Consider the following 17,423-nt stretch of genomic DNA (forward strand, 5'->3'; position numbering starts at 1 on the left):
GCGCGCTAAAAGCCCACCTTCAGGAAAACACTATGTGTCTACTTTTGTTTGCCTACCGTTGCCATCCCGACTACCCGCTGCTACTTATCGCCAATAGAGATGAATTTTACGTCAGGAAGAGTGCCCCCGCCGAACCCTGGAAGAATGGGCCAGAGGGGGGGCAAATAGTCGCTGGGCGCGACCTGCAGGCTGGCGGAACCTGGGCAGGGATCTCTGCGCGGCGGGTGGCCGCAGTGACCAATATCCGCGAGCCCGGAAGGGCAGAGCCCGAAAATGTCCTATCTCGCGGGGAAATTCCTTATAAATTCCTAACCGGCGATGATTCCCCCGAGCAGTTCGCAGGGGAACTCGAAGGACAGCACTATCGGGGCTTTAATGCGCTGCTATTCGCACTGGATAAAGCCCCCCCCCTCTACTGCGCGGGCAATAGGCATAAGCCCTTCGCTTTCTCTGCCGGAGTACACGGTATCTCCAATGGCGCACCCGATGCTCCCTGGCCCAAGGTGGAAAAGGGCAAGGCGGGGCTGGCACAAATTACACGGCAAATTGAAGGCCCCATTGGCCGGGAGAACTTTATTGAACCGGCCTTCAACCTTCTGCAGGACAGGGCCCCCGCTGCAGATGCGGAGCTGCCAGATACCGGCGTGAGCTTGTCAATGGAGCGCGCCCTGTCGCCAATATTTGTGCAGATATCCCAGAGAAAGAATCAACTGCCAGGCGGGCAAGATTTAAGCGACACTCAGCAAGGCTATGGCACTCGTGCCAGCACCCTCATAGCAGTTCACCGGGATGGCCAGACCCAGTTATGGGAACAGAGCTTTTCCCAGGGCAATCCGTATGGGCCAATTCGCCACTTTTCCATCCCCTGAATCCTTTATCCCAAGCCCCTGAAATCTGTAGGGTTTTTAGGGGTTATTGAAAAAATTGGCCGTATCTAATCGCCCAAGCCCCGAAGCCATAGCAGACAAATTTCTGTCAATAACAGAACCATATCGCGGTAAGGGCTAAGATTTGCGTGCCTTCATCACAGATTACCAAGCCTCATATCCTCAGAGGAAAGAAACGCCAAGCAAATTCCGCATTTATTGCCATACTTAGTTTCACAGGCTGAGATTGGTTGAGTTTCGCGCAAGCGTGACGCCAATTGTGGTCTTACATTAGAGGAAGTCGCGCGGGACGCATGACAAGTGCGAGTCAACGCTAGACACCTAACAGTCTCTGGATGGGCTCGCCACAGGTTCGGAAGGTATGAACGATCTGGCGCCCGGCATTATCCACAAGACAACACCGGGCCCCTGCAGTATCGCTGAGGTACCATGTCTTACTTCAACCCAGAGCAGCGCAAACGCAAATCATTACTGCCCCTGCTGGTGCTAGGCAGTCTCTGTGTCTCCATCCTCTATTACGCCTTTTCCGCTAACCAGAAAACGGTGCCAGTATTGCCTGAGAATGCAGTACGCCCACATTTGGTGCATTGGCTGGAGGAAAACCCAGACGCATGGCCGGCCCAAGATCCCATTTTCAACCCGGCGGCAGTGCGCAGGATTTACCAGCGTACTAATTATCGCCTGCTGTGGTTTGATAATTACAACCTGAGTGACAGCGCCAATGACCTCCTCAAGCAGCTAACAGCTGCCAGCTCTGGCAATCCAAGCAGCATGGTGGATTATCGTTACCACCTGGGGTACTTCGACCGCACTTTGCGGGACACTCCCCAGCGCCTGCAAATGGCCGCAGTACTGGATATTCTGCTGACAGACGCCTTCGTCTCTTACGCACAAGATACCCAGCTCGACAGAATCACCCCCAAAAGCCGTCCGCGCCGAGGAATTACACCGGTTCTGCGGGAGCACCAAGGATTTCGCATGGTAGCCTTCGGCAATGCCCCACAGCAGGCATCCAACGAGCCCAGCGGACGCAAGTACTTTCGCGGCTATGATCGAGCGCGCATGATCGGCAGTAAACCACGCAGTCGCTACTACTCCCGCGACTACAACACTGACAACCAACGCAGCTCTTCAAGGCCTTCCGACACTCGTCGCTATCGCACGCGCTACAACACCTCCAGTGACAGTGGTTCCTCTGGAACGACGAGAGGCGGCAGCAGGGTTTACTACAATCAGGGCCGCAATAGTCATCCCCAGGAAAGAACCAGGGCAGCTCGCTCAGAAAACAGTGAGGGGCCCTATTTCGAAGAAAACACGCCTTACGGTAGCGACGTCTATGCCCTGCGAAACGAGCTGGAACGCCTGCGCAGAATCTCCGACAGTGGCCGCTGGCGCCCGATACCTCCGGGGCCGGTGATGACGATGGGTGCTCGCCACCCCCATGTGGCCCGCCTGAGAGAATTGCTCACCCTCTACGGGGACTATCAGAGCCGCTATAGCTATGGTGGAGGAGACCCCAACCGCTTTGACCGGGGCCTGCATGAAGCGCTATTGCGCTTCCAGAAGCGCCACGGCCTTAAGCCTGACGGAATTGTGGGCCGCGGCACACGCAAGCGACTCAACTTATCCCCCTCAGCGCGAGCAAAAATTGTTGAGATGAATATCCTGCGCAGGGAAGAGCTTCCCGCCAGCCTTGGGGATCGCTTTATCCAGGTGAATATACCCGCGTACCGCCTCCAGTATGTGGAGAACAACCGGGTAAAACTGGCCATGAATGTGGTCGTGGGCAAGAAGAAACACGCTACTCCCGAGATCACCACCCGGGTCAGCAAGGTGGTATTCAACCCCACCTGGACAGTGCCACGCAGTATCCTGGTGAATGAAATTCTGCCCAAGGCACGCAAGAATCCTGCGGGCATGGAGAATATGGGTTACCGAGTCGTCAATGGCAGAGGGGAACACCTGCCGCTGACCGCTAGTAACTTGTCAGCCGCCGGTGCTGGATCTTTCCTTATGCGCCAGATGGGTGGAGAGGAAAATATTTTGGGGCGAGTGAAATTCGAAATTCCCAACAAGCACGATATTTACCTGCACGATACTCGCGCCCGCACTCTCTTCTCTCTCACAGACCGGGATTACAGCCACGGCTGTATCCGCCTGGAAAAACCCCGCCACCTGGCTGAGGCTCTTCTGCGCCCTCAGGGGGACTGGGACCAGTGGCGCATCGACCAGCTCACTGTCGGAGAGAAAACCACCGAGGTCGACTTAGTCCGCTTGGTTAAGGTCTATATCACCTACTGGACTGCCTGGGTGGACGGAAAGGGCCGGCTGAATTTTCGCCCCGATATCTATCGCAAGGATGGTTTGAGCGACAATCAATTTTGAGCAAGTATGGGGCGGCCTTCGGGGCCGTCCCTTAGCCTCCAATAATAACCCCCCATAGTCTTTTTCCTTGGCGCATAGCCCCGATCCATTCCTCAAAATTATTTAGGGCTCAAGAGTCACAAGTTACCAATGTGAGCAGGGTGATCAGTCTCTCTGATCCGATTTCGCTTACTGGGGTGACTTATGGGTGCTGGCTATCTCTCCTCCTTGCAGAGCAAATCAATCCACAGTGGCACCATGGCTTTTATATTGGCCCTTGTGCTGGGGTTTGATAGCTCCCCGTCCTCGGCGAGCGCAGGGGCAGACCTTGATTTGCCTGTGCCAGGGAGAGATCCCTTTTCCCCCTATGGCAGGCAGTACACTCTTCTCAGTGAGGAGCTGGCTCGCTACCAGACACTGGCCGAGGGGGATCATTGGCAACCGCTGGATGGCGGACAGCCAATCACTCCGGGAAGCCGGGGACCGAGAGTAGCTCAGTTGCGCAGCTTATTAATGCTTTACGGCGATTTCCGCCCCAGGGATTTTCCCAGCAAAGGTTCCAAAGAAACACTTACAGGTGACGTCTACGACAAGCCCCTCCAAGAGGCTGTGCGCCGATTCCAGCGCCGCCACGGCCTGAAAGGGGATGCCCTGGTGGATGAGCGCACCCGCAGTCGCCTCAACACTAACCCGGATAAGCTGGTTCGGATTCTGGCAGCCAATATTAAACGCTGGGAAAACCTCCCAAAGGATTTAGGGCCCCGTTATATCGTCGTTAATGTTCCCGAGTTCAACTTGCGCTTGATCGACGACGAGCGCGAGCAATTCCGTATGAAAGTGGTGGTGGGCAAGCCCAAGCACAAGACCCCACAGTTGACCACGCGCATGACACGCCTGGAATTCAATCCAGTTTGGCGAGTCCCCCCCAATATCGCCTTACGGGAGCTTCTGCCAAAGGGCAGCTCGGCGCTGAGTGCCAAGGGCTACCGCTTAATCAATCATCGCGGCCGGGCAGTACCTTTCACCCGTGGAAATGTCGCCGCAGTGCGCCGGGGCCAGGTAACCCTGCAGCAAAAAGGAGGACCGGGAAATGCGCTGGGGCGGGTCAAATTTGTGATACCCAACCGTCACGCCATTTACCTGCACGATACCAACAGCAAGCACCTGTTCAAGAAATCTCAGCGCGCTTTCAGCCACGGCTGCATACGCCTGGAAAAACCCCTGAAATTTGCTCGCATGATGCTCGCCCAACAAAACCGCTGGAACAACGCCCGCATTGAACGAGCGCTGATGAGCGGTCGTACCCATGGCGTAGCGCTGAAAAACCCTTTACCGGTATACATCGCCTACTGGACTGCCTGGGTGGATGAAAACGGCCAACTGCAGTTCCGCCCGGATATCTATCAACGGGACAAAGCCGGAAAAGGAGCCAATCGTGGCTGAGTATCATCAATCTGGTGGGAGTTCACTATGGCTTGGTATCCCCGCCATCTAGGGTTAGCTGCTCTCCTGACAGTGGCCATTGCCTCGGCCGCCTCAATAAGCGGCGGCCAGTCTTCCAAGGGTGCTGCAGCTCTGGATATTGCCCTTATGGGAGACCAACTGCGCAGCGAAGCCCTGCATTACAGAAACCTAGCCAAACATTGGCGCCCTATACCCCAGGGTGGCCCCCTGCAAGCCGGAGACAAGAACGAGCGGGTGCTGCAATTGCGAAAACTGCTCGAACTATACGGCGATTATCGTGGACAACCCGGCCCGGTATCATCTCCACAGAAGGACCCTATGCGTTTCGACAGCGCATTGCAGTCGGCACTTGAGCGCTTCCAGCGCCGCCACGGCTTGGTGCCAAGTGGTGTTGCCGAGGGAGAAACCCTCACGGCCCTGTCGGTTTCCCCGATCGAGAGAGCTGAACAGATGGTTAGAAATGCACAGCGCTGGGACAAGCTTCCCTCTCAGAAAGAAGGGCGCTATGTGCTGGTAAATGTGCCCAACTACCGCCTGCAATTGGTGGAAGATGGACATATCAAGCTGGATATGAAAACCGTGGTGGGCAAGAACAGCAGCCGCACACCCAATTTACACACCCGCATTACCAGTGTGGTATTCAACCCCACCTGGACAGTGCCGCGCAGTATCCTCATCACAGAGTTACTCCCCAAAGCACGGCACAACCCTGCAGCCATGCACCGCCGCGGTTATCGGGTCATCCAGTATCGCGGTGGCAAAACTTCCCCGATCACCGATGAGAGCTTGGAGAGGGCCGCAGGTGGCCACGCCACCATGCGCCAGGTCAGCGGGCCAGATAACACCCTAGGTAAAGTGAAGTTCGTTATTCCCAATAAGCAGGCCATATTCCTACACGACACCCAGGCGCAAAGCCTGTTCACAGAGCACCATAGAGCTTTTAGTCACGGCTGTGTGCGCCTGCATCAACCCGAGGAATTGGCCTATAACCTGCTAGAAACCCAGGGGTGGGACAGGACCCGTATCGCCGAGGCTGCAACCGGGGACGAACCTCTAAAAGTAGCCATCAAACCCGCCCCTAAACTCTTTATCGTTTATATGACAGCTTGGATAGACGCCGAAGGGCGCCCTCAATTCCGCCGGGATATTTATCACAGGGATAAATAGGTCAATGCCCCAGGCGCCCCCCAAAAAAGTGCCCCTGCTTTAGGAAAAAAACTGAATAGTCGCAAAAAAAATGATTTTTTAAGCATGCCCACTGAATGACAACGCTGTCTCCTGTTTCTAATGCTAATTCCCCCGCCAGCAGCTACGAGAACGCAATGGGAGTAGCATCCGTAAAAAAATTTACCAACGAAAGCCTTCAAATATTTCCTAATTAGCAGGTCACAATTTGTAACAAATGGTTATTTTTTGTACATTTTCCGCCGTACCCGGATGCGCTCAATCAAGAGCACACCGAAGAGATTTAACGACGAGGCGGAATTATGAAGAATCCATCCAGACGTCGATTCCTGGCAGTGACCTGCGCAACTGCGGCGGCGGTCAGCGCCGGACCGACTTTCGCGAAAGTAGGTAGCTCCCGCACCCTGAAGATGCGCAACCTGCACACAGGGGAGAAGCTGGAGGCCGCCTACTGGAGCAACGGAAACTACAGCAACGGTGGTTTGAAACAGTTCAATAAGCTGCTGCGGGACCACCGAGCTAACGAAGTGACCCGCATGGACCCGAAACTATTTGATATCGTGTATAAGCTGAAGGAAAAGTTCAATTACACCGGTACCATCGAGATTATCTCCGGGTACCGTTCGCCCAAGACCAATGCGAAGTTACGCGCTGCGGGTCGGGGCGTGGCCAAGCGCAGCTACCATACCCGCGGTATGGCCTTGGATATCCGCATGCCCGGTGTACCCCTGTCAAAACTGAGGCAGGCGGCGCTGAACCTAAAGGCAGGTGGTGTCGGCTATTACCCGAAGAGTAACTTCGTGCACGTGGATACAGGCCCTGTACGTCGCTGGTAAGCTTATAGGCATCTCACAAAAAACCCCGGCTATTGCCGGGGTTTTTTATTTCCTTTAGCCCTCAACGGCCGGTAAAGACACCGGCATCACATCCTTCTCTGATACTGGCACCTCTGTGGTACCGGTCATCAAACCTGCCATCCGCTCCAGCAACTTGCGCGCTTTGGCCAGCTGCCCAAGCTCTGCCAACTCGAATGGATCCTCCATCTTTAACAATAGGGCCTCAAAATCTGAAAAGGCCTCCTCCAAAGCATTGACCTGATGGCGGTCAAGAAGCACCTCGGCCAGACCACCACCTCCGGAGGGGATCCAGTTAGACTGCAAGGTCGCCATAATTGCCAATAGCGCCTGCTTCGAGTCTGCCGCGCGGCCACTTTCTACATCACTCTCCGAGCCCTCGGGGAGACGGCGCAAAAGCTGCTCATCAATCACCTGGGTATGTGCCGCGCGAATCTGCTGCAATCGCGCTACCGGCCCTAAGGCCAAATACTCACGGGATAGGTTATTGGCCGAAGTGGGCCAGCGACGTGCCAGCCCGGCCATATCTTCTTCAATCCCCTTGGCAATCAGGCTGGTTAGTTCACGTCGACGATTGGCCGCCAGAGCCTCCGGCCTCTCCCCTTCGCTAACAGCCACAAAGTCCTCCGCCATGCGCTCACTTGTGGGGCCCCAGAGCATCACCTCAAGTGCGTGAAAGCCGGTGCTCGCCTCTTCGTGTGCAGTGAGGCGATGTTGTTTGCGCAGGTTTGTCAAAGTCAGTTCGATAGCGGTGTCGTTGACGATGCCGCTATCGGAATAACCCGGCACAGTATCCAGATAACCGGGCTGGGCGGGCCAGCTATCGAGTGCCAATAAGAGCTTGCGCCCTTGACTGCGCAGGTCCGAGGGCGAAAAAGCCAGTTGGATATAGGGCAAAGTTGCTGCGAACTCGCGGTGCGCATCCAGCCAGGCGAGCCTGGCCTCCTCCAATTGCTCCTCATCGGGCTGGGCAAGCAAGGCATCGACAGCTCTCCGCAACGTTTCCACGGAGGCATGAGCGTGCAATACCTGAGCCTGTCCCGCCTGCCAGATTGCCAGCGAGAGATCCGAGGCCACCTTTTCATCAACCTGTTGGGCCTCTGGGGCACGCTTCTGTTCCTTTAAAGGCTGAGAGGTTCGCTGTTCGCAGCCAACTACGATAACCAGTACTCCCAGCAATAGGGCTGTGGCCAGAGACCGAAGGCAATATCCGTTCACTCACTTCCTCTTTTCATGTTTTCCAAGGCCGCACTTTTCTCTTGGCCAAAATCGCCATTTAGCCCTGATCGCGCAAGCTGATAATTGGCCATCCACGCACTTGCGCCTCTGCTCGCAGTTGGGCATCTGGGTCGACCGCCACCGGATGCTCCACTTCCGTGAGCAGAGGCAAATCGTTGATGGAATCGCTGTAGAACCATTTCTCCCTACCCGCGTATTCAGGGTTTTGCGCCAGCCATTGGCGCAGGCGCAACACCTTGCCAGCCTGATAGCAGGGCTCTCCCACGACACGGCCGGTGAAGTGGCCCTCGTGCTCTTCAGGCTCAGTCGCCAACAGGGTATCCACCCCCAGGCGGGCGGCAATCGGCTCCACCACAAAGCGGTTAGTGGCGGTAATAATCATGATGTGGTGTCCCTTGCGACGATGTTCGCCGATTAGCTCTTGCGCTGCCGGTAGCCACAGCTCGCTGATCACCTCCTGCATAAATTCACTTTGCAGATTCTCCAGTTGGCCCCGAGAAATTTGTGACAGCGGCTCCAAGGCAAACTCCAGGTAGGCAAAAATATCCAACTCACCCCGCTGGTAGTCCTGATAGAAGCGATCGTTGCTCAAACGATAGCGTTCGCTATCCACATGCTCGCGCTCCACCAGAAACTCACCCCAGGCGTGATCGCTGTCTCCGCCGATCAGCGTGTTGTCGAGATCAAAAATTGCCAAGTGCATCGCCAACTCCCCCGTAAACTATAGATTCGCAAAGGCTATTTCACCGCCAGGGTAAAGCAACCACCACTAGAGTGGCGGTCGATTTTACCGCGCACTCGCCCCTATCACACGGACTGCGTCACTGAATTGCTGTAAACCCACCTCTGTGGAACAATGCGGGACAAGTAAGTGCAGCGCACGGCCGCACACAAAAGTATTGAGGACGGTATTTTGGGCGACGGCAAACCGGCACCTGCCGGGCGAAGAAACCGCCGTAAGCCTGCCAAGCAGTCAAATCGCAGCGACAACCCCAGTAGCAACAATCGCAACCGGGGACAGGGTGGCGACAACAGCAGCAATATAGACTCAGAGGGCTTTCGCCCCAATGTCGGTATCATTGTGCTGAATGCCCGCGGTCAGGCACTGTGGGCTCGGCGGGTAGGTGGCAAGGACGCCTGGCAATTTCCCCAGGGCGGTATAAATCCGGGCGAAACTCCCGAACAGGCACTATATAGGGAGCTATACGAAGAAGTAGGGCTTACACGCGATCAGGTCAGTCTTATCACCTGCACCCGCGGCTGGCTGCGCTATCGCCTGCCACAGCGCCTGATCCGCCGGCGCTCTGAACCCCTGTGCATTGGCCAGAAACAAAAGTGGTTCTTACTGAAGTTAGAAGCTGAAGAGTCTTGCATCAGCTTCGACAACGGCTATAAGCCCGAATTTGACCACTGGCGCTGGGTGAGCTACTGGCACCCACTCAGTAAAGTGGTGACCTTCAAGCGCGAGGTTTATCGGCGCGCGCTGGCCGAACTGGCCCCACAACAAATTCAGCTGGAAAGGCGCTGGTTGCGCGAGCGGGGCGAGTAACTCCGCAGCGTCTGCTGCGCTCCAGCACCACCAAGCCCAGGCTCTCCTGGGCCTAATTCATTCTCCGTTGACTGGCGAGGAAAGGCCATTGCTCGGATCTTTGCGCAGTATCGTTCAGGAAGTTAACTCCGCCAGGGACCTGCCGGCGGTGCTTGAAATCATTGTGCGGCGAGTGCGCGAAGTGATGCACACCCGTGTCTGCTCTGTTTACCTTCGCGACAAAGAAACCGGCAACTATGTCCTGATGGCCACCGATGGCCTGCTACCAAGTGCCGTGGGCCAGGTGCAATTAGCACCCGATGAGGGCCTGGTTGGTAATGTGGTCACCCGCGAAGAGCCCATCAATCTAGAAAAGGCCGAGGCACATCCCGCCTACCAATATTTTCCCTCGACCGGTGAGGAGCGATTTAGCGCTTTCCTGGGCACACCGATCATCCACCACCGCGCAGTGCTCGGTGTCCTAGTTGTCCAGCAGGAAGAGCAGCGACGCTTCGATGAAGGTGAAGAAGCTTTTCTCGTCACCCTCTCTGCCCAGCTTGCCGGGGTGATTGCCCACGCCGAAGCCACTGGCATGTTGGCTACCATCCGCCGGCAGCGCCAGGAAACCCACTTCTCCGGTATTCCCGCCTCGCCAGGTGTCGCCATAGGTCGTGCTCATATCGTTACTCCCAGGGCCAACTTGGCTACCGTGCCCTACTCCCTGTGCCTGGACATCGAAGAGGAATTGATTTTGTTCCGGCAAGCGCTCACCTCCGCCAGAGAGGAGATTCGCGAAGTGGGTGAGCGCCTCAAAGACGAACTCAACCGCGAAGAACGCGCACTTTTCGATGCCTATATCAGTATGCTCGACGACGACTCTCTCGCCGTAGAGGTTTGCGATCGCATTCAACAGCAGCTGAGCGCCCCCAGGGCCTGGGCCGAAGTCATGCTCGAACACGTACGCCGTTTTGAGGCCATGTCCGATTCCTATTTCCGCGACCGCGCCGCCGACGTGCGAGACCTGGGAGCCCGTGTCCTCACCCACTTACACCAGCAACAGCAGAGCGAGCGCGATTATCCAGACAACACCATTCTGGTTGGGGAAGAGCTCACTGCCGCGGTGCTGGCCGAAGTGCCGCGGGAGAAGCTGATCGGTGCTGTTTCCGTAAAAGGCTCCTCCAACAGCCATATGGCCATCATTGCCCGCGCTATGGGGCTGCCGGCGATTATGGGCGTGCAAGACCTGCCCTACGAAACTATCGACGATGTGGATATGGTGGTGGATGGCTACCGTGGCGACCTGCACATTCATCCTGGCGTAGAGCTCAAACGCCGTTACGACGAGATCGTCGCCGAAGAGCAACAACTCGCCCACAGTCTGGATCACCTGGCAGAACTACCTGCTGAAACTGCCGATGGACACCGGGTTCACTTGCTGGTCAACACCGGCCTGATGGCTGATGTCACTCGCTCCCTAGAGCGCGGTGCCGAGGGTGTCGGCCTGTTCCGCACCGAGGTCCCCTTCCTTCTGCGCGACCGCTTTCCCTCCGAGGAGGAACAGCGGGAAATCTACCGGGAACAACTCGAAGCCTTTGCCCCCATGCCGGTAACCATGCGCACCCTCGATGTAGGCGGCGACAAAGCACTGGCCTACTTTCCCATTGAAGAAACCAACCCATTCCTGGGGTGGCGCGGCATTCGCGTAACCCTCGACCACCCGGAAATTTTCCTGGCGCAAGTTCGCGCCATGATGAAGGCCAGCCAAGGGCTCAACAACCTGCGTATCATGCTGCCCATGATCAGTGGGCTCAATGAACTCGAAGCCGCACGCAAACTGATCGAACGAGCCTACCGGGAACTTCTGGAAGAAGATTATGAAATTGAGATGCCGCCGCTCGGGGTCATGGTGGAGGTGCCCTCGGCGATCTATCAGATTCGCGAATTAGCCGAGCGCGCTGATTTCATCTCAGTGGGCAGCAATGATCTGACTCAGTACTTACTGGCTGTGGATCGCAATAACAGTCGCGTTGCCAATATCTACCACGCCCTACACCCCGCAGTGTTGCGTGCTCTGCAAGAGATTGTCAGCACCGCGCACGCTGAAGGCACCAGAGTCGGCATCTGCGGAGAATTAGCAGGAGAACCCGGGGGCGCCCTATTGTTGGTGGCCATGGGCTACGACATGCTGTCGATGAACGCCACCAATCTACCGCGAGTAAAGGCAACTCTGCGCGCGGTACGCCAAGCAGATACCAAGTTACTACTGCAACAAGTGATCCAAATGGATTGTGCTGAGGAAATCGAGCACACCGTCGGCGCATTCCTACATAAAATAGGTCTGAAAGGCATCCTTCACCCGGCAAGTACCGAATAAACACCATCTATAAACAAAAAACCGCTGCCAATAGCAGCGGTTTTTGCACTCAGTGAGCGTGAGGAATTAGTCCTCAGACTCCGAGCGATAGGTATCGGCATCCAGCATATTGTCCAGCTCTTTCACATCGCTGGGCTTGATACGGAAAAACCAACCGTCATCGTAAGGAGAGGAGTTCACGGTCTCCGGGGACTCTTCCAGAGTTTCATTCACCTCTACGACCTCACCGGATACCGGAGAGTAGATATCGCTAGCGGCCTTAACAGACTCAACTACACCGGCCTCGTCGCCGGCAGCCAGAGTGCTGCCCACTTCGGGGGTTTCAACATATACCACATCACCCAGAGCGTCCTGGGCATGGTCACTGATGCCGATAGTAACTGTGCCATCCTCTTCCAATCGCGCCCACTCGTGGCTGGAGAGGTATTTTAATTCATTGCGGATTTCGCTCATGCTGTGATCCTTTGATTAAGCATCTGTATATATTGTCTGAATGGCGCTGACACCTGTGGTGCGGCGCTTAAATAACCGATTTGCCGTTGCGCACAAAGCAGGGCTTAACCACCTTGACCGGCTGCAGTTTCTTGCGGATTTCCACTTCGGCGGTATCGCCGACGCTGGCCGGTACCCGCGCCAGGGCGATGGAGTAACCCAGGGTAGGCGAGAAGGTTCCGCTGGTGATGATACCGCGCTCTTCGCTACCGTCCACCATCACATACTGGCCCCCACGCAGAACACCGCGTTCCTCAAGAACTAGGCCGACCAGCTTGTGTTCGATGCCCTTAGCCTTTTCCTCTTCCAGCACTGCGCGGCCGATAAAATTGCGGCTCTCCGGTGCCCAGGCGACGGTCCAGGACATATTGGCGATCAGTGGAGAGGTTTCCTCATCCATTTCATGGCCATACAGGTTCATACCCGCTTCGAGGCGCAGAGTATCCCGCGCACCCAAGCCACAGGGGGCAACGCCAGCCTCGGCCAAAGCGCGCCAGAAACCACTGGCATCTTCGCCGGGCAGCATGATTTCCAGGCCATCTTCACCGGTATAGCCGGTACGCGCCACAAACCACTCGCCGCGGGCCACGCTTTGGAACACTTTCAGCGCATCAATCGCCGCAGTCCAGTCGATGCCCAAAACTTCTTTCGTCTTGCTGAGAGCGTTAGGGCCCTGGATGGCGATCATCGCCAGCTGAGGCCTTTCAGTGAGAGTGACCTCAAAAGATTCCGCCTGCTTGTTCATCCAAGCCAGGTCTTTTTCGCGGGTTGCGCAGTTTACCACCACGCGATAACCGGGGTCGCGCAGGTAGACGATCAGATCGTCAATCACGCCGCCCTTTTCATTCAGCATGCCGGTGTAAAGTGCCTTGCCGGGATTGCCATCGAGCTTGGCCACATCGTTGGCCAGCAGGTAGCGCAAGTAGTCGCGGGCGTCAGCGCCATCGACATCGACCACGGTCATGTGGGAGACATCAAACATCCCCGCATCGGTGCGCACCTTGTTGTGCTCATCCAGCTGCGAACCGTAGTGCAGCGGCATATCCCATCCACCGAAATCCACTATTTTGCCGCCCATAGCGACATGTGTGTCATACAGAGGCGTTCTGTTTCCCATTTTAAAATCTCAGTCCGTCAGGTTCCGAAGCGGCGTATTCTAGCGGCTTGGGTACAGACCTTGCCAGCAGGCAATGGCCTGCGACATATCTGCACAGAAGCCTAGCAGCCATCGGAATCAAAACCTGTACAGCCCGCCGGAGGCCGTCAAAGATTCCGCCGGGGCCACCGGCAGGGAAAGCACAAGCTATCAGATGTGAAATTTAGCTATCGCGCCCCTCTCGGCCATCACGACCCTCACCAGCCTCCTCAATATCCTGCTCCTGCTGCGCAGATTCATCCACCTTGAGGCCGTGTCTCTTTGAGCGCCAGCGCCACAAGCGCTTGGCCAGCTCCTGGCGATCCGGAGTTTTATCCGCTTCATCGACAATCTCTTCACCGAGCAGAGTCTCGAGAAGATCTTCAAGGGTAACCACCCCTTCCAGGCTGCCGTATTCATCCAATACCGCACTGATCTGCACCCGGCGCGACAGCATTTTCTGGAAGGCCTGATATATAGTGGCGGTTTCCGGCAACATCAACATTTCGCGGCGGAACTCGGACAATTTACGTTCGCCCTCACCCTTGGCATAGGCGAGCAGTAGTTCCTGTTTAAGTACAAACCCCACCACACAGTCCTGATCGCGGTTTTCATATACCGGGATACGGGAGAAGCGCCCCCTTTCCACCTCCTCGTAGACCTCAGCCAGAGTGGCGTCCTCGGGCAGGGAAAATACCACAGTGCGCGGCGTCATCACCTCGCGTACAGAATGGTCGCGCAGGGTAAAAAACAGGTTGCGCAGAATACTGGACTCACGCTGCTCCAGCTGGCCCTCGGCCTCCCCGATCTCCGCCATAATCGCAAACTCATCGCGGCTGAAGCCCGTAAGGGTGGGTCCGTGCGATAAGCCCCGTGTGAGCCACTCGGACATTTTCACAAAGGGGTAGAGCAACCACACCAGTCCGCGCAACGCGTAGGCAGTAAATGGAGCCAGCTGACGCCAGTAAACCGCCCCTAGGGTTTTAGGAATAATTTCGGAGAACACCAGAATCAACAAGGTGAGGATTGCCGAGGCAATACCCAGATACTGGTTGCCAAAAACCGCTGCAGCCTGGGCACCAGCACCAGCGGCACCAGCAGTATGGGCAATAGTGTTCAGGGTAAGGATCGCGGCCAGGGGCGCATTGATATCCCCTTTCAGCTTGCGCAACAGAGGCCCCGCTTTGTGCCCTTCCCTCTCAAGAAGTCTCACATAGGGCGTGGTGACGCTGAGAATGACCGACTCGGCAATCGAGCACAAAAAGGAAAAGCCGAGAGCGATAAAAATATAGGTAATTAAGAGAAACATATATCCCTTGTTACAGCAGAATTAGAGCTGAATTCTTGCGCACTGTCCGTGACACAACAAGCCCAGAAAGCATCAAAGCCGCAATAAAAATGAATTTAACCGGCCAATCTTCCCTTGAGAGTAAGGCATTGGCCAGAAAAGCGTTTTATCCAGGACTTATTGCGTATACCTGGAGCCTCATGCCGTTACCGACAGAGGCTCCAGGACAAACCAAGTGGAGAGAAAGCCAACTCTCTCCAGCTGCCAACGAGCTTTACTTCGTTACACTTGCAGAAGCTTCGGTGCCCCTATTAGGTGCGGCAAAGCGCTCAACCCACTCGCGCACCTGTCCGTACCAGTGCAACGAATTATTCGGTTTTAGTACCCAATGGTTTTCATCGGGATAGTAAATCAGGCGCGATTCAACACCGCGCTCTTGCAAAGTGCGAAACAACTCGAAAGATTGACCAACCGGCACTCTCAGATCGTTTTGACCGTGAATAACCAAGCTCGGCGTCTTGAATTGAGCCGCATAAGTATGCGGTGAAATTGAGGGGTAAATCTCCGGGCTCTGCCAATATTCGCCAAAGCGAACCCCGTGTACCGAATAATCTGCTGCCAGCATGGAGTAGAGGTTATACACCGGAGCATGAATTACCAGGGCATTAAATGGATGTTCGCGACCCAATAGAATACTCGCCAAATAGCCACCGTAACTGCCTCCCGCTGCCACTAATTGATCCTTGTCTATCCAACTCTGCGATTTAAACCAATCGGCTGCAGCGATGGTGTCGGTATACGGCCGACTGAGCCAGTCTGGATTGATGGAATCTGCAAATGCCTGACCAAACCCGGAGGAGCCATGGAAATTAAACCAGGCGGTAACATAGCCCCAAGAGGCAAAGGTTTGCGCATTCCAGCGAAAATGAAAGGTATCGGTGACGGCATTGTGTGGCCCACCGTGGAGTAACAGCATTAATGGATACTTCTGATTCCGATCAAAGCCCGGTGGATAATGCACCCACATCTGTATATCGGCACCTTCCGCTCCGGTAAATGTCACCGACTCGTAAGTTCCCAGATCGACATTGGCAAATAAATCATCATTAAAGCTATCCAGCCGCTCCACTCCCCCATTTCTTGCATCAATACTGACCACCCTTGGCGGATAGAGAAAGCTCTGGTTAATACCTACCAGAGTGCCATCACTGGCAACAGACAAATTACTAAAGTCGGTCGAATCGGTGATTACTCTTGGGTCGCCATTACCGACGGGCAGATAGTAAATTCGCCGAGTGCCCTGGTCGTCGACTGCGGCATAGAGACCACCCCCACTGGGTGCCCAAACCATACCATCCGTGGATCTATCCCATTCCTCATGTAAAACAGTGTTCTGCCTAGAGCGCAACCTGTGTACCACCAGGCGGCGCGTATCACCATAAAAACCCGATATAAGCTGGCGATTAAAGGCTAACAAACGGCCATCCGGTGAAAACTTTGGATTGAAGTCTGGCGCCTCATTGGCCAAGGTCAAATTTCTGGCTTTAGGGGAACCGGGCTCCAGCAGGAACACATCGAAGTCTGGGCGAGTACCACTTTTCTTAGAATCGGCCACAATAGCGAGGTGTGACTCGTCGGGCGATACGTCATAACTTTCTGCCCCCTGGATCCAGTTGGGAAGCTTTAAACCCGTTCTCAAAGTCAGATTTTCTACCGCACCGCCTTTGGCTGGGATTCTGAATACATGCGCCTGCCGCTGCTCATCTATCCAGTTATCCCAAAAAGAAAAAGGCAATGCATTCCAGACATAGGCAGACACCTTTTTCTCTTTTTCTTCCTTAACTCGGCCAGCCATTTCTTCCGGCGCTTTATCCGGCCAAATACGCGAGATAAAATAAAGGTGGTCCCCCACCCACTTTATCGATGAGACACCAGTCGGTACCTCACTCAAACGCACCGCCTCTCCGGGAGCAGCCATAGGCAATATCAAAATTTGCTTGATATCGTCATCACTTCGTTTGCCAATAAAAGCCAAATGTTTACCATCTGGGGAAAATACCGGCTCCGAAACACTGAGCCCAACAGCCGTTAATGGCCTCTGGATATCACCATCAGTAGAGAGCAACCACAAGCGGGTTTCCCCCTTATCCTGTTCAAGATCAAAAGTTGTCACAGGGGCTACTACCTGATCACCAGAGGGAGAAATCACTGGAGTGCCCACGCGCTTTATTTTCCAAAGCACTTCGGCTGACAAGCGCTGAGCCTCTTCAGCTCCAGCAGCCATTGTTAGTAAAAGCGAGGATATCAGTACGAAAATACATCTCATAAGAGTTCCTTCCTGGATTTATTGATATTTTCGGAGGTATATGGGGAACGCTTAGGGCAAGGCGGCGAGAGAGAAAATACCGACTCTTAATCTCAACATTAACAGTCCATGCCTAATGCTGAGTAACAATGCAGAGAGATATTTTATGCCTTTTATGTCAAACGCACCCTGGGGAAGATAGAGTACGCAATTATCCACTGGCCCACTATTCCGACCAGCTCTCAGGCCACTCAGCTCGTCTCAATCAATAAGGAAATAAAGACTGAATCAGACCAATTCATTGGAAC

Annotated in this window: 13 protein-coding genes; 7 read left to right on the forward strand and 6 right to left on the reverse strand. The window is 55.1% G+C overall.

The window, feature by feature from the left end:
* Window positions 1–32: 32 nt before the first annotated feature.
* The 5 genes from ACJJI0_RS13400 to mepK all read left to right on the forward strand — a co-directional run bounded on the left by ACJJI0_RS13400 (window position 33) and on the right by mepK (window position 6,736).
* Window positions 33–869 (forward strand): NRDE family protein, encoded by an 837-nt coding sequence (locus ACJJI0_RS13400; protein WP_444882984.1) that lies wholly within the window; start codon window positions 33–35, stop codon window positions 867–869.
* Window positions 870–1,316: 447 nt separating this feature from the next.
* A complete protein-coding gene (locus ACJJI0_RS13405) occupies window positions 1,317–3,272 on the forward strand; it encodes a L,D-transpeptidase family protein (protein ID WP_252083578.1) in 1,956 nt (651 codons plus the stop codon).
* A 183-nt stretch (window positions 3,273–3,455) separates the two neighbouring features.
* The gene (locus ACJJI0_RS13410; protein ID WP_444882985.1) at window positions 3,456–4,694 is read left to right on the forward strand and encodes a L,D-transpeptidase family protein; all 1,239 of its coding nucleotides are present in this window, start codon (window positions 3,456–3,458) and stop codon (window positions 4,692–4,694) included.
* Between the two features lie 27 nt (window positions 4,695–4,721).
* Window positions 4,722–5,882, forward strand: coding sequence for a L,D-transpeptidase family protein (locus tag ACJJI0_RS13415; protein WP_444882986.1), 1,161 nt, complete (start codon window positions 4,722–4,724; stop codon window positions 5,880–5,882).
* Between the two features lie 320 nt (window positions 5,883–6,202).
* Entirely contained in the window at window positions 6,203–6,736 is a 534-nt protein-coding gene (gene mepK, locus ACJJI0_RS13420; RefSeq protein WP_252083581.1) for a peptidoglycan L,D-endopeptidase MepK, read from the forward strand.
* Between the two features lie 54 nt (window positions 6,737–6,790).
* On the opposite strand, the gene ACJJI0_RS13425 is transcribed toward mepK, so the two are convergent.
* Entirely contained in the window at window positions 6,791–7,972 is a 1,182-nt protein-coding gene (locus tag ACJJI0_RS13425) for an imelysin family protein (RefSeq protein ID WP_252083582.1), read from the reverse strand.
* Window positions 7,973–8,030: 58 nt separating this feature from the next.
* On the reverse strand, window positions 8,031–8,696 hold the full coding sequence (locus ACJJI0_RS13430; RefSeq protein ID WP_444882987.1) for a histidinol-phosphatase: 666 nt from the start codon (window positions 8,694–8,696) through the stop codon (window positions 8,031–8,033).
* Window positions 8,697–9,035: 339 nt separating this feature from the next.
* On the opposite strand from ACJJI0_RS13430, the gene ACJJI0_RS13435 reads away from it, so the two are divergent.
* The gene (locus tag ACJJI0_RS13435; protein WP_252086035.1) at window positions 9,036–9,542 is read left to right on the forward strand and encodes an RNA pyrophosphohydrolase; all 507 of its coding nucleotides are present in this window, start codon (window positions 9,036–9,038) and stop codon (window positions 9,540–9,542) included.
* Window positions 9,543–9,630: 88 nt separating this feature from the next.
* The gene (gene ptsP, locus ACJJI0_RS13440) at window positions 9,631–11,895 is read left to right on the forward strand and encodes a phosphoenolpyruvate--protein phosphotransferase (RefSeq protein WP_444882988.1); all 2,265 of its coding nucleotides are present in this window, start codon (window positions 9,631–9,633) and stop codon (window positions 11,893–11,895) included.
* A gap of 66 nt (window positions 11,896–11,961) precedes the next feature.
* On the opposite strand, the gene gcvH is transcribed toward ptsP, so the two are convergent.
* The 4 genes from gcvH to ACJJI0_RS13460 form a co-directional block, all read right to left on the reverse strand.
* Window positions 11,962–12,348 (reverse strand): glycine cleavage system protein GcvH, encoded by a 387-nt coding sequence (gene gcvH, locus ACJJI0_RS13445; protein ID WP_252083585.1) that lies wholly within the window; start codon window positions 12,346–12,348, stop codon window positions 11,962–11,964.
* A gap of 67 nt (window positions 12,349–12,415) precedes the next feature.
* Window positions 12,416–13,504, reverse strand: a complete 1,089-nt coding sequence (gene gcvT, locus ACJJI0_RS13450) for a glycine cleavage system aminomethyltransferase GcvT (RefSeq protein ID WP_252083586.1) — start codon at window positions 13,502–13,504, stop codon at window positions 12,416–12,418.
* Between the two features lie 202 nt (window positions 13,505–13,706).
* Entirely contained in the window at window positions 13,707–14,831 is a 1,125-nt protein-coding gene (locus tag ACJJI0_RS13455; protein WP_444882989.1) for a CNNM domain-containing protein, read from the reverse strand.
* Window positions 14,832–15,084: 253 nt separating this feature from the next.
* Window positions 15,085–17,136 (reverse strand): alpha/beta hydrolase family protein, encoded by a 2,052-nt coding sequence (locus ACJJI0_RS13460; protein WP_444882990.1) that lies wholly within the window; start codon window positions 17,134–17,136, stop codon window positions 15,085–15,087.
* Between the last annotated feature and the right edge of the window lie 287 nt (window positions 17,137–17,423).

The organism is Microbulbifer mixtoriginis (SeqCode) (assembly GCF_052466695.1).